Source organism: Rhodospirillaceae bacterium (assembly GCA_018662005.1).
Classification (GTDB): Bacteria; Pseudomonadota; Alphaproteobacteria; order Rhodospirillales; family JABHCV01; genus JACNJU01.
Map to the genome: position 1 here is coordinate 63,242 of JABJHA010000044.1, position 13,524 is coordinate 76,765.

Here is a 13,524-nt window from a genome sequence, read left to right on the forward strand (position 1 = left end):
TGCGCCGGGAGCGTCCAGCCCGCTTGCCGGATCGATCAAACGCGCATTGATGTAGGCGACGCGGCTCACGATTTTTTCCCCTTGTCCAGGTTGGCGCTTAACAGTTCCAGGCAGGCCATGCGCACGGCGACTCCCATTTCAACCTGTTCGCGGATCGCCGAACGGCCAAGATCATCAGCCACTTCCGAAGCGATTTCGACACCGCGGTTCATAGGCCCCGGATGCATGATCAGCGCGTCTTCCTTGGCGTTGCCCAGCTTTTTGTAGTCGAGCCCGAAGAAATGGAAATATTCCCTGACCGACGGGAAGAAGCCGCCGCCCATGCGTTCGGTTTGCAGGCGCAGCATCATAACAATGTCGCAGCCCTTCAGGCCGCTGTTCATATCGTTGAAAATTTCCACACCCAGTCCTTTGATACCCGAAGGGATCAGGGTTTTTGGGGCAATCAACCTGACTTCCGCGCCCATGGCGTTTAGTAGATGAATGTTGGAGCGGGCTACCCGGGAATGGGCGATGTCGCCGCAAATGGCGACCCTGAGGCCCGAAATTTTCCCCTTGCGGCGGCGAATGGTCAGGGCGTCGAGCAGAGCCTGGGTCGGGTGTTCGTGGCGGCCGTCACCGGCGTTGATAACAGCGCAGTTCACTTTCTCCGACAGCAACTTAACGGCCCCTGAATCGTTGTGGCGGACAACAAGCACATCGGGGTGCATGGCGTTTAGGGTCATCGCCGTGTCAATCAGGGTTTCACCCTTTTTGACCGAACTGGTGGCAACCGACATGTTAATGACATTGCCGCCCAGCTGTTTGCCGGCGAGTTCAAAGGAAGTTCGGGTGCGGGTCGAATCTTCAAAGAACAGATTGATGATGGTACGGCCGCTGAGCACTGACAAATTCTTGTCAGCCTGTCGATTGTGTTCGACGTAACTTTCAGCGCGGTCCAGAAGAAGCGAAATAACGTCCGGTGAAAGCCCTTCTATGCCAAGAAGATGGCTATGCGGAAAACGGATTTTATCCAGCGCTATTTCGCTCATAAAACGGGACAATAGGGTGGCTTTGTAAAAAGCGCAAGCGGCAGTTTCGGTCAGCAAAAAATGACAGCTTAAAGTTTGGCAGCGGGCGGGTAGAGGGTTACAGTGCAGCCATAAAAGAAAACAAGGCTGAACATGAACAATACCACGACTGACTATCGACGCACATTGATCGGCCTGTCCCAAATTCTTGACAAGAAACATTTCTTTATTGTTGGGTTGACCCGCCCCGGTACGGCGTGGTTGCAACACGCCATCAACGCCCATCCCGACGCCCTGTGCAAGGGCGAGGGGCATTTTACCAACGCCCTGTTTCCGTTACTTGGCAAAGCCTTCGCCGACTACAACAAGCATATGCTCGATGATCAGGCGCGCCTGAAAGCCGCCGGGATCGGGGCCGCCAACATGGCCCCGTCAGCAGCCTATTCAAATAACGAGGTGCGCTTCCTGATGGCCAGTGCCGCAGCCCTGACCATGAACCGCTGGGTGGGTGATGAGGATGTTTCGTGCATTGGCGAGAAGACGCCAGAGCACGCCTTTAATCTGGCTGGCCTGACCGAAATTTTCCCTGATGCTCATATCGTCCACGTCATTCGCGATGGTCGCGACGAGGCAGTGTCGGTTTACGATTATAACGTCCGGGTCAATCCGGAAGGTTTCTCAAAGCGATTTCCCGACTTTCCAGCCTTCGCTGAATTCTTTGCCGGAAACTGGACCAAGGCCGTCGGTCAGGCCCGCTATTTCGGGCGCAGCCATGGCGAAAATTATATGGAAATCCGCAGCGAGGATTTGTACACGGAAGCCGCGCCCGATTTAGAGCGTCTGTGCCGGTTCTTAAATCTAGACGACAGTCCGGAAACTGTTGCCCATCTTGTCGAGGCGGGTCGCGCGATCGCCTTTCCAGATGGCGCAATCGGCCAGTGGCAGGATCGTTTTGACGATAAGACGGCTGTTTCCTTCAACCGGCAGGCAGGCGAACTGCTGAAACTTCTCGATTACTAACTAAGCAACAGAACGGCCAGCGGCATGGTGATCATCGCCGCCACGGTTGTTGCGGTAATGGTGGCGGCGAGCAGGGCCGTATCGCCACCCATCTGGCGGGCCAGCACGTATGATGTGGCCGAAACCGGTAGCGACGCATAAAGAACGGTGATTGTCAGCGACAAACCGCTGACTCCAAACAAATGGCAGGTCACAAAGGTGACGGCAGGCAAGGCAATAACTTTGGTTGCTGTGGTCAGCCCGACGGTCTTCCCTGCCCGGGCCATGGCATCAAAATCAAGCCCGGCGCCAACCGCAAGCAAGCCGATGGGCAGGGCGGCGCGGCCAAGGATTTCCAGGAATGGACTGATTAATGGCGGCCCGCCGATGCCGGTTACGTTGAGAATGATGCCGACCCCGCAGGCCAGGATGAGGGGATTGCGCGCGACCGGACCCAATGTTTGCGACCAGCCGGGTATCTCTTCGTTATGGGCTGCGTGACGGACCAGAACAATAACGCTGAGGATATTGACCAGTGGAACCAGAACTGCGATGCAGACACTGATCAGGGTCAGCCCGGCGCTGTCGTACAGGGCGACGGCGGCGGCGATCCCCAGATAGACATTGGGTCGAATGGTGCCCTGAAAGACGGATGTAAAGGCCGGGCCATCGATCCCCAGCCTTGGCCGCATCCACAGGGTCAGCCCGGAAATAATGAGCACGCCGGAGGCGCTGGCCCAAATTATCGGGGTGACGGCGATGTCGCCAAAATCCGCCTTTGCCGTGTTGATCAGCAGCAACGCCGGAAAGAAAGCATAGAAGGTCATTTTTTCGGCGGGAGCCCAAAAGCCGTCGCTGATCAGGGCGCGATTTTTAAGAATATAGCCAAGCGCAATCATCAGGAACACAGGGGCGAGGGCGGAAAAAATGGCGATCATGGGCCGGTCGTCCTTGCCATGGCGTCCATCGCCCCTTGCAGGATGTAGGCGGCGGCGACTTTGTCGACGACTTCGGCGCGGCGCTTTCTGGTCATGTCTGCCTGATCGATCAGAACCCGTTCGACGGCGACTGTCGACAGTCGTTCATCCCAAAAAGAAAGCGCCATGTCTCGGCGGGCCAGCAGGTTGGTGGCGAAAGCCCGCGTCGATTGGCAACGCGGCCCTTCACTGCCGTCCATGCTGACCGGAAGGCCAAGGATCAGGCCACCAACGTCATGCTCGTCAATCAGGGATTCGAGCCTTTGTGCGTCAGCGGTGAACTTGCTGCGCTTGATGGTCTCAAGGGGGCTAGCTATCATACGGGTGGTATCGCTTAAAGCGAGGCCAACGGTCTTTGAGCCAAGATCGAGCCCCATCAACCGGCTACCGGATTTAAGGTTTTTGATCATTTCGCTCAGTTCCATCACTGCCACAACCGGGATCCTGTTCGGTTTTTACATGTCACGCGGGACACAGTACTCATAACCCTTCATCATCGTCATTTAAAAAGACGGTAGAGGCCAAGGGGGGCTTTCGGTATGATTATAAGGAATCCTGTCGCACTTTCAGCGAGTTAAAAATTTTGACCCCTTTCAAAATGATCATCGCCGCTGTTGTTCTGTTTGCCGTTACGGTGATGGCCGGCGCGGGGGCGCTGGCGGAAGACAGAACATTTCTTGGATTACAAGTAACAAAAATTGAAGGCACCTATCTGGTGACCAAGGGCGTCAATGTCCGCGCCGGGCCAAAAACCGGATCCAAGAAACTGGGGACGCTGAAGGCTGGCAGCAAAGTCACTGTCGTCGGTCGCGCCAAGGGTGGTGCCGGATGGATGGCGATCAATCGGGATGGTAAGGAATATGGCTTCGTCTATGCGCCAGTCATGCTGCCGATGATAGACGGGACATTGACGGAAAAAGTTTCGGGAACCGTGCAGATCGAGGAACACGCGCCGTGTGGTTACACCTTTGAATTTCGTGGTAAAAACACGGTCGATGGTGAGGATTATGTGTTTTCGGATTACGAAATTTCGTATCGCTGCAACGATAAAGGCCGGCCATTCACCATCCTGGCGCCGATGTTCATGACAGAAGTTCCCTATCAGTTGACGCACAAAGCGGTGTTTCAGATCAGCATTGATCTGATGGAGATTGAAAACGGTTACGACGAAATATATTCGACAACCTTCCATTATCTGCCGGAGCAGAAAAAGATCACTTTTGCCGGTGTGTCCATCAAGAAGCAGGGGCGCTCCCCCAAGATTAAGGAAAGGGCGGTTAATTCCATAGCCGAGGCTCTCAGCGCCGCCGTCGAAATTGCCCCCGATGCATGGAGTGCGGAGGTTTGGGAGCAGTTATCGAAGGTGCTGGTCGAAAATTAACGCACAAATGTGAATTTAATGAGCAGACGATTTGTGCAGTGCTTTGCCCGCTTGCGCCCTGGCGGGGTGGATGTTACCTTCCGCGCCGCTTATCGGATCACTTGAAACTTGGGTTAGAGCGCTGCCATGTCGCTGGATAATGAAACCGTTAAAAACATCGCCAATCTGGCCAGAATCAAGGTCGGGGATGACAAACTGGACCATTTGGCCGGGGAACTTTCGGCCATCTTAAGCTGGGTTGAACAGCTTAACGGTGTTGATACCGAAGGTGTCGAACCACTGGCCAGCGTCGTCGATGTGACCTTGCCGCTGCGCACAGATGTGGTCAGCGATGGCGACTGCCGTGACAAGGTGCTGGCCAATGGGCCGGAGACTGAAGATGGCTTCTACGCCGTTCCCAAAGTAGTCGAGTAGGGGCGGGACATGACAAAACTCACCGACCTGACCCTATCGGCGGCACGCGACGGACTGAATGGTGGTGATTTCACAGCCGTAGAACTGACCGAAGCCCACATCACCGCCATGGAAGACGCGCGCAGCCTGAACGCCTTTATTACAGAAACCCCCGACATCGCCCTTGAACGTGCCGGCGAGTCAGATGCCCGCCGCAAAGCCGGGGCCGTTGCCGGGGCCATGGACGGCATCCCCGTTGCCATCAAGGACTTGTTTTGTACAGAAGGGGTGCTGACCACGGCGGGCTCGCATATTCTGGATGGCTTTACCCCGCCATATGAATCGACCGTATCGGGCAATCTTCGGGCTGCCGGTTCGGTAATGCTGGGCAAGACCAACATGGACGAATTCGCCATGGGTTCGGCCAACATCACCAGCTATTACGGCAATGTGATTAATCCCTGGAAAGGCCAAGACGGTAAAGATCTGGTGCCCGGTGGCTCGTCCGGTGGTTCGGCTGCTGCCGTTGCTGGTCGTCTGGCGCTGGCTGCCACGGGTACCGATACCGGTGGTTCGATCCGCCAGCCTGCGTCCTTTAGCGGCATTGTCGGCTTGAAGCCGACTTACGGGCGTTGCTCGCGTTGGGGCATCGTCGCCTTTTCCTCGTCCCTTGATCAGGCCGGGCCGATGACACGAAGCGTCCGCGACGCCGCTATCATGCTGGGCGCCATGGCCGGTCACGACCCCAAGGATTCGACCTCCGCCCCTGTTGAGGTTCCCGATTTTGAAGCCGCCCTTAGTGGTGACATCAAGGGTTTGAAGGTGGGTATTCCCAAAGAATACCGCATGGACGGTATGGACCCGGAAATTGACAAACTGTGGTCCGAAGGCATCGCCATGATGAAGGACGCTGGTGCCGAAATCATCGACGTGTCGCTGCCCAACACCGAACACGCGTTGCCGACGTATTACATCATTGCCCCTGCGGAGGCCTCGGCCAATCTGGCCCGTTATGACGGGGTCCGTTACGGGCTGCGTGTTGATGGCGACAGCCTGGACGAGATGTATGCCAACACCCGGGCCGAAGGTTTTGGCGATGAAGTGCAGCGCCGGGTGCTGATCGGCGCATACGTCCTGTCAGCCGGTTTTTATGATGCCTACTACCGCAAGGCGCAAAGGGTTCGCAGGCTGATCTCCAACGATTTCAAGACGGCATACGAAAGCGTCGATGTGTTGTTGACCCCGACCGCACCGTCCGCCGCCTTCGCCATCGGCGAGAAAATGGATGATCCGGTCGCCATGTACCTGAACGATGTCTTCACGGTTCCGGCCAGTCTTGCCGGAATGCCCGGTATTTCCGTGCCGACGGGCCTCAGCAGCCAGGGCTTGCCGCTGGGTCTGCAACTGCTCGGCAAGCCGTTTGATGAGGAAACAATGCTTAAAGCCGCCGACGTTCTGGAAGCCGCCGCCGGATTTGACGGGAGGCCTGCATGACCTACATTCTTGAAGGTGACACAGGCGATTGGGAAGTGGTCATCGGGCTTGAGGTTCATGCCCAGATTATTTCCAACTCCAAACTGTTTTCGGGGTCCGCGACCTCGTTTGGCGCCGAACCCAACACCCATGTATCGCTGGTCGATGCGGCCATGCCCGGCATGTTGCCGGTAATCAATGAGCATTGCATCGAGCAGGCGGTCCGCACCGGGCTTGGTCTTAAGGCGGAAATCAATCTGGTCTCGGTGTTTGATCGCAAGAACTACTTCTATGCAGATTTGCCCCAAGGCTATCAGATCTCGCAGCTGTATCACCCGATTGTCGGCGAGGGCACGGTGATTCTGGATCTTGAAGACGGCAGCACCCGCGAGGTTGGTATCGAACGCTTGCATATGGAGCAGGACGCCGGGAAATCCATGCATGATCAGGACCCTAAGCGCTCTTTCATCGATCTAAACCGTTCGGGCACGGGCCTGATGGAAATCGTCTCGCGGCCTGATCTGAAAAGCCCAGAAGATGTTGGCGCTTATTTGCGCAAACTGCGCTCGATCCTACGTTATCTGGGCACTTGTGACGGCAATATGGATGAAGGCTCCATGCGTTGTGACGTCAATGTGTCTGTCCGCAAAGTCGGCGAGACGGAGCTTCGCAACCGGGCCGAAGTCAAGAACGTCAATTCCGTTCGCTTCGCCATGCAGGCTGTCGAAATTGAGGCGCGCCGTCAAATCGATGTCTACGAAGACGGTGGTGAAGTGGTTCAGGAAACCCGGCTGTTTGATTCGGTCAAAGGTGAAACCCGCTCCATGCGCTCCAAGGAGCACGCCCACGATTACCGTTATTTCCCTGATCCTGATCTGTTGCCGCTGGAATTGACGCAAGACTATGTCGACAACATCAAGGCGACATTGCCGGAACTGCCTGATGAGCGCAAAGCCCGCTACATGGGCAACTTCGGTCTCTCCGCCTACGATGCGGGTGTGTTGGTCGCCGAACGGGACACCGCCCAGTATTACGAAGAAGTGGCGGCGGGACATGATCCCAAACTGGCCGCCAACTGGGTGATATCCAATCTTTTTGGCGTCCTTAAGGAAAAGGGCGTCGGTATTTCAGAAAGTCCGGTTTCTGCGGAATCTTTAAGCAAGCTTCTGGATTTGCTCAAGGACGACACCATTTCAGGCCGTATCGCCAAGGATGTTTTCGAGATCATGGTTGCTGAAGGCAAGGAAGCGGTGGATATTGTCGAGGAAAAAGGCTTAAAGCAGATCACCGATACGAGCGCTATTGAGACGGCAGTTGACGAGGTGATTGCAAACAATCCTGAACAGGTTGAACAGTTCAAGTCCGGCAACGAGAAAATCGCCGGCTGGTTCGTCGGCCAGGTGATGAAGGCGACTGGGGGCAAGGCCAACCCACCCATGGTCAACCAGATGCTGAAAGACAAACTAAAATGAAGATCGAATATTACTACAGCCACGTATCGCCGTGGACATTCATGGGCCACCAAAGGCTTATCGACATGGCAGTGAAACATGGCGCTGAAATTGACTTTGTTCCTTTGACTCTGGCCAAGGTGTTTCCCGTATCCGGCGGTTTGCCATTGGGTAAGCGCGCCCCGCAGCGTCAGGAATACCGCATGTGGGAATTGAAACGCTGGCCCGCTTATCTTGGTATCGAGATCAACATCGAGCCTGCCCATTTCCCCGTCGATGATGGCCCGTCGGCGAAAATCGCCGGTCTCGCCAAACAGCAGGGTGGCGACATCGCCGACTTGTCAGGGGCTTTCCTGGGCGCCGTCTGGCAGCAAGAACGCGATATCACCGACCCGGACACCTTGATCGCCATCGCAAACGAAAACGGTTTTAACGGCAAAGCGCTGTATGAGGAATCGATCACCGAAGCGGGTGAGGGCGTGCTCGAAGCTAACTCCCAGCGCGCCATCGACACAGGCGTCTACGGCTCACCATTTTATATCGTAGGCGGTGAACCTTTCTGGGGCCAGGACCGGCTGGATTTGCTGGAACGGGTGCTGGCAAAAGTAACGTAAAGCACGCTCTAGGCAAAATTGTTGGCGAGAAGTGAATCCGCAGCAATATCGGCGACAGCAATTAATTGGAATTCTGCAGCTACCATGTCTGTGAGAGTGGCATCAGCGGTAAATTCCAGAAAAGCAACGGTGCTGGTGATCGTTCCATCATCGTAAAGAGCAAAAATCACATTATCGCCAGTAGAGTGATCGACCGTATTTAGCATTGTCGCTGCCCATCCTTCAATTTCAGACGACGTGTTGCTACCGATGATAATGTCGTTTCCCAAGTTAGTGGCCGACGTAATTTCATAAAATCCATAGGTATTGGCATTGCTGACGAGGATGCCATCGGAAAGCCCCGTTCCTATAGCTTCGTCTGCAGCAGACGCGCTGATGGTGTTCCCTTGATTGCTATAGTCGGTGTTCCAGTTAAAAATGTCGCCGCCAACTCCAGAAGTAAAATCCTTTAGGATATCGTAGGCGACCGAATTCATACCCGCAGCTGCTACGTCAGCTGTGACGGTGGTAAAAGTATCAATTCCACCGCTTCCACTCAGTGTGTCTGCGCCAGCGCCACCGCTGATATTATCGGCGCCACTGCCGCCAACCATGTAGTCGGCCCCTGCTGTACCATCGAGGCTGGTAGAAGTGTTTTGCACCGATACAACTGTGCTGGTTCCTTGAGTAACGGAAACCCCCCAGCCGGAAGCAAGATTGTGGGTGACGGTATCAAAAGCCCCACCGGTCAGCGAACTCGCCGTTAGCACCGTAAGCGAATCGTTGTCGGTGGGGCCGTAGCTGGTGAAATCCAGGTTGAGCGTATCGCCGGAAGAAGACAGATCAAGCGCCCCGCTGACGGTGACCGTGTCATAGGACGCGGCGGTATCCACATCCACTTTCAATGTGCCCGAGGAGAACGTCACCCCGCCGGTAATGGCCAAGGTGCCCACGGTGCTTGTGGTGGCGGCGTCGATGGTGCCGGCGTTGGTGAAGGTCGCCGCTGAAACATCAAGGGTGCCGGTACCCTCGATAGTCCCCCCCGCCTGATTGGTGAGTGTCGTACTGGCCCCCTGCACGAACAGGGTCTTTGTTGCAGCAATGGCCAGCGTGCCGCTGTTGATGTACGCCGCGCCCGCTTTGTCAAAATAGGTATTGCCATTAAATGTCAGTGTACCCGAACTGGTAAGGTTACCACGAATATGTGCTCCGGTATTTGATGCCGCCGTCGTGATTGTGCCTGTATTGGTTAGTGTTCCGTTGGTGATGTTGAGGTACGAAGCCCAGCTTGCATGCGACGCCATATTGATGGTGCCGGAGTTGGTGGTGAAGGTGTCCACCGTCAGGGCTCTGTACGACGTCAAGGCCGTAGCAAAATCGATGGTCCCGGCATTATTCGTCATCGTACCAATGGTGGTGCCCGCCGTATCAACGGTAGCAGCAGAAAAATTCAGAGTGCCGCCAGCAGCATTATTCAAGGTCAAGGATGCATTAGTGGTATCCCCCGTCAGGTTGATGGTGCCCGTGGTGTTGTTAATCGTCCCCGTGATGGCACCCGTGCTGCTTGTCAGCGTGCCCGTATTGGTCAACGTCCCGCTAAGGGTCAGATTGCCTGCATTGAGGTTAATTGCATTTGCATTGGTGTAAGCGTAACCGAGAGTGAGAGTGGATCCTGTATCAACCTGGATAGTGCCAGAGTTATTGAGCGTGCTGCCCGATTGAATATTGAGTGTTGTACTGGCACCCTGCACGAACAGGGTCTTTGACGCAGCTATGCTCAGCGTGCCGCTGTTGATGTATGTCGCGCCCGCTTTGTCAAAATAGGCATCGCCATTGAACGTCAGTATGCCGGAACTGGTCAAATCGCCACGAATATGGGCTCCGGTATTCGACGCTGCGGTTGTGATCGTGCCCGAATTGGTCAATGTCCCGGAAGTGATGTTGAGATATGAAGACCAACTTGCATGCGACGCCATATTGATGGTGCCGGAGTTGGTGGTGAAGGTGTTTACCGTCAGGGCCCTGTATGACGTCAGCGCCGTGGCATAATCGATAATCCCGGCATTATCCGCCATTGTGCCAATGGTGGTGCCCGCCGTATCGGCGTTAGCAGCAGAAAAATTCAGGGTGCCACCGGCAGAATTGTTCAACGTCAGGGATGCATTGTTGGTGTCCCCTGTCAGGTTGATGGTGCCCGTGGTGTTGTTAATCGTCCCCGTGATGACACCCGTGCTGCTTGTCAGCGTGCCTATGTTGGTCAGGGTGCTGCTGCCCAGATTGCCAGTGAAAGTTCCCGATCCAGCCCAATCCGCTGTTATGGTACCGCCCGATATTGTCGATAAATCGGTTGCAAGCCCCCAGGCCGAAACTGCCACCGTTCCCGAATTGGTAATGCTTGTTAAGGCATCGGCAGAAGTTGCGGTAATGTCAAGGGTGGTTCCGGAAGCGACTGTCACAATTTCCGAAAGGGAAAAACCCATTGTTGCCCAATCAAATGAGCCACTGCCAGAGAGGTTGACGGTATCCGTACCGCCACCCGCATTTATCCCGTTGCTGATGCTTGCTCCATACGAAATGTTGAAAACATTATCACCACCGCCTGCCGTAAATGTGGAGCTGGTGATTGATGCCCCGGCGGCAATATTGAAAATATCATTTTGAGAAACGCCGTATATATCTGCTGAAACCGTTGAACCGGCATTGAAAGTGAAGGTGTCGACTCCTGTATTTCCATAGAACTCTGTAAATCCTTGAGTGGTTGTATCGCCACTAAAGGTGTAGGTGTTGGTTTGTCCTGCCGCGCCGCGCAATATTTCGACACCACTAATTGTATCGTTGACGTTGCTATCATGGGTAGCCGTGGCCGAGGTGTTCGTGATGGCGAAGGATATGGCGGCGCCATACTGCCCATATGTTAATTCGTCTGACTCAGACCCACCGACAATGGCAGAACTCGACAACGAAGACGTGATCATTTTAAAAGTGTCGGCGCCTGCCCCACCAATCATAATGTCACCGTCGCCTGATCCCGTGCCACCGCCGTTGATGATGTCATTTCCGCTGCCACCGAAAATAACGTCACCCCCGGTGGTGCCGGTTATGTCGTCAATGCCGCCGAGCCCAAAAATCAACGCACCCATAACCTTGGTGCCGTCAATTGCATGGCTAAGGGTTCCAAAGTTTACGTTCGACGAATTGGTGTCGGCCAACGAGATGGTCTCGGTGCCGGTGTTGTCAGTTCCGGCGCGCAGGTAACCATAATAACCGGCCTGCGACCCGGAAATGTCCAATCGCACGCCGTTGGTGCCGGTTTTTGCACCGGCGGAGGTGGCGTCGGTGAAAGTTTCAACGCCGTCGTTTGCATACAGTTGTTCAACCGACGTCAGGGTAACTTGTCCAGAGATAGAGCTGTTGGACGTTGAGTAATTAATAATGTCCGTACCGCCATGATAGATGCCCCACAAATCGGTCATATCCTTGAAGGCGATCTCGTCGGTGCCGCCTGCTCCATCAAGAACATCAGTGCCGCCAAGGGTCGTCCCCTGGGTCATGATGAACTGAGTGTTGCCGCTGCCGCCGGTTTTGTTGTCGTCACCCGTTGTCAGGGCAGGCGTTTCGTCAAAGGTGCCCGTAACAGTGGTGCCGGAGTCACCGGTATTGGTGCTGGTTGTCGGGTCATCCGGGTTCGTATTATCCCCCGGTCCGGGAAGCGTCACCGTCGTTCCAAGCAGGGGATCATAGGTAATGATCGGATCATTACTGCCGCCCGTGGGGTCGGTGTTGTAAATGCCGCCATCGTAGGTGCCACTCAGATCAAATGTTCCGCCAAAATCGAGGGAGCCGCCACCGTCCAGCGTTGTGCCGGTGAAGGTATTGTCAGGCGGTGGTGAACCATCCGGGGGTGGTGCACCAAGCGTTCCATCGGGTGATGTGGTGGCGATTGGGGTTGTGCCTGGGGGCGGTAGTGAGCCGTCCGGCGAAGGTTCATCGGGTCCATTTGGATTGAGCTGGGCTGCGGCGTCACCGGCAGCCTGCATTGCTTCTTCAGGGCTCGCGCCTGCCGCAAGGGCATCGTTGTAAGCCTGTTCGGCAGCGGCAATTTCTTCAGGGGTTGCGCCTTCTGCCAAGGCTTGCTCTTTGGCCGCGTCAAAACCGGCTGCCGCTGCTTCTTCCAGTGTCGCGCCGTCGGCAATGGCCTCGCGTGCTGCCTCTTCAGCGGCCTGATCGATGGCATTGTTTTCGCCGTCCTGCGGTTGTCCGTCTGGTCCGGCATCTCCTTCCGGCGGTGCTTCACTATCGGGCGGTCCGTCACCGTTTGGCGCTGCTCCCGGCGGTGGGGTGCCAAACTGGGCGAAGGCTTCGCTCTGGGCCTGCATTTGATTGTTGGCGTGCTCGGCCTCAGCCTGCGCCTGTTCGGCCTGGGCGGTCTTTGCTTCGGCTTCCTGGGAGGCGGCTTCTGCTTCGGCTTGTGCGGTTTCTGCTTCTGTCGCTTTGGCTTCGGCTTCAGCGGCCTTGGCTTCGGCTTCGGCAATGGCTTCCGGATCTCCACTGGCTTTGGCCTCGGCTTGTGCTGCTTCGGCTTCGGCCTGGGCCGCTTCGGCCTCGGCCCCCGCTTGTTCGGCTTCGGCCTGTGCCTGTTCGGCTTCGGCCTGTGCCTGGTCGGCTTCCTCGGCCCCTTTGGCGGCGTCAGCGTCGGCCTTGGCGGCGGCTGTTGTAGACAGGGTGGTCAGGGCACCACCAAAACTTTGTTGAATTTGCTGCGGGCTGAAAACCACCGGTGGAGGAGGGGCCTGGAAGGCACTGCTCATTTGGACGGTCGCGCCGATGGAATTTAGCGTCACCGTGCCACCCTGGTTTGTCACTGACAATTCGCCGACCGACTGGTTGCCCTGTGCGTCGGTTTCGGGGAGCAGCGATATTGTATTCTCGGCGCCTTCCTGGGCTGCCCGACCGGCGACCATGGTGCCGCGGATACCGATGGTCGCAACCGGTGTCGTCACGGTCATACCATCGGGTGATGTCTTGGCGATTTCACCGCTAACAAACGAAAATACACCCTGCACAAGGTTGGCGCTGAACTGTCCTTCCTGGGTATCGGCGTCATAGACCATCTCGTCGATGACCATGCGACCCTCTTCGCCCAGCGAGAAGGTAGTGTCATCGATAAAGGTAATGCCAACGGCGGCTCCCTTGGCTGTGACCAGGGTGTCGCCCTGGAAAATATCGTCGCCCTTGGTGAGGGTCACC

The 13,524-nt window shown here is 55.9% G+C and carries 10 protein-coding genes; 6 read left to right on the top strand and 4 right to left on the bottom strand.

Annotated elements, in window-relative coordinates; genetic code table 11:
- Nucleotides 1-65: 65 nt before the first annotated feature.
- Nucleotides 66-1,031 carry an aspartate carbamoyltransferase catalytic subunit gene (locus HOL66_16080; GenBank protein MBT5245753.1) on the bottom strand — a complete coding sequence of 322 codons (966 nt, stop codon included), beginning with the start codon at nt 1,029-1,031 and terminating at the stop codon, nt 66-68.
- A 132-nt stretch (nt 1,032-1,163) separates the two neighbouring features.
- Between HOL66_16080 and HOL66_16085 the strand changes: the two genes are divergently transcribed.
- On the top strand, nt 1,164-2,030 hold the full coding sequence (locus tag HOL66_16085) for a sulfotransferase (protein ID MBT5245754.1): 867 nt from the start codon (nt 1,164-1,166) through the stop codon (nt 2,028-2,030).
- On the opposite strand, the gene HOL66_16090 is transcribed toward HOL66_16085, so the two are convergent.
- Both HOL66_16090 and ruvX read right to left on the bottom strand, forming a co-directional pair.
- Nucleotides 2,027-2,947: an AEC family transporter gene (locus HOL66_16090; GenBank protein ID MBT5245755.1), complete on the bottom strand. Its 921-nt coding sequence runs from the start codon at nt 2,945-2,947 to the stop codon at nt 2,027-2,029. The two genes, HOL66_16085 and HOL66_16090, sit on opposite strands and share 4 nt — an antisense overlap.
- On the bottom strand, nt 2,944-3,411 hold the full coding sequence (ruvX, locus tag HOL66_16095; protein MBT5245756.1) for a Holliday junction resolvase RuvX: 468 nt from the start codon (nt 3,409-3,411) through the stop codon (nt 2,944-2,946). The genes HOL66_16090 and ruvX overlap by 4 nt, the downstream gene beginning before the upstream one ends.
- Before the next feature lie 173 nt (nt 3,412-3,584).
- Between ruvX and HOL66_16100 the strand changes: the two genes are divergently transcribed.
- The 5 genes from HOL66_16100 (at nt 3,585) to HOL66_16120 (ending at nt 8,298) form a co-directional block, all read left to right on the top strand.
- Nucleotides 3,585-4,367: an SH3 domain-containing protein gene (locus tag HOL66_16100; protein MBT5245757.1), complete on the top strand. Its 783-nt coding sequence runs from the start codon at nt 3,585-3,587 to the stop codon at nt 4,365-4,367.
- Nucleotides 4,368-4,493: 126 nt separating this feature from the next.
- Entirely contained in the window at nt 4,494-4,781 is a 288-nt protein-coding gene (gene gatC, locus HOL66_16105; GenBank protein ID MBT5245758.1) for an Asp-tRNA(Asn)/Glu-tRNA(Gln) amidotransferase subunit GatC, read from the top strand.
- A 9-nt stretch (nt 4,782-4,790) separates the two neighbouring features.
- Entirely contained in the window at nt 4,791-6,254 is a 1,464-nt protein-coding gene (gene gatA / locus HOL66_16110; protein ID MBT5245759.1) for an Asp-tRNA(Asn)/Glu-tRNA(Gln) amidotransferase subunit GatA, read from the top strand.
- Entirely contained in the window at nt 6,251-7,705 is a 1,455-nt protein-coding gene (gatB, locus tag HOL66_16115) for an Asp-tRNA(Asn)/Glu-tRNA(Gln) amidotransferase subunit GatB (protein ID MBT5245760.1), read from the top strand. The genes gatA and gatB overlap by 4 nt, the downstream gene beginning before the upstream one ends.
- Nucleotides 7,702-8,298 (top strand): 2-hydroxychromene-2-carboxylate isomerase, encoded by a 597-nt coding sequence (locus HOL66_16120; protein MBT5245761.1) that lies wholly within the window; start codon nt 7,702-7,704, stop codon nt 8,296-8,298. Before gatB ends, HOL66_16120 begins: the two co-directional genes overlap by 4 nt.
- Before the next feature lie 8 nt (nt 8,299-8,306).
- On the opposite strand, the gene HOL66_16125 is transcribed toward HOL66_16120, so the two are convergent.
- The coding region (locus tag HOL66_16125; GenBank protein MBT5245762.1) for a hypothetical protein at nt 8,307-13,524 on the bottom strand (5,218 nt) is incomplete at its 5' end.

Excerpts from the sequence above, each read along its gene's own strand:
- HOL66_16080 (MBT5245753.1), bottom strand. The coding sequence starts at position 1,031 with ATGAGCGAAATAGCGCTGGATAAAATCCGTTTTCCGCATAGCCATCTT.
- HOL66_16085 (MBT5245754.1), top strand. The coding sequence starts at position 1,164 with ATGAACAATACCACGACTGACTATCGACGCACATTGATCGGCCTGTCC.
- HOL66_16090 (MBT5245755.1), bottom strand. The coding sequence starts at position 2,947 with ATGATCGCCATTTTTTCCGCCCTCGCCCCTGTGTTCCTGATGATTGCG.
- ruvX (MBT5245756.1), bottom strand. The coding sequence starts at position 3,411 with ATGGAACTGAGCGAAATGATCAAAAACCTTAAATCCGGTAGCCGGTTG.
- HOL66_16100 (MBT5245757.1), top strand. The coding sequence starts at position 3,585 with ATGATCATCGCCGCTGTTGTTCTGTTTGCCGTTACGGTGATGGCCGGC.
- gatC (MBT5245758.1), top strand. The coding sequence starts at position 4,494 with ATGTCGCTGGATAATGAAACCGTTAAAAACATCGCCAATCTGGCCAGA.
- gatA (MBT5245759.1), top strand. The coding sequence starts at position 4,791 with ATGACAAAACTCACCGACCTGACCCTATCGGCGGCACGCGACGGACTG.
- gatB (MBT5245760.1), top strand. The coding sequence starts at position 6,251 with ATGACCTACATTCTTGAAGGTGACACAGGCGATTGGGAAGTGGTCATC.
- HOL66_16120 (MBT5245761.1), top strand. The coding sequence starts at position 7,702 with ATGAAGATCGAATATTACTACAGCCACGTATCGCCGTGGACATTCATG.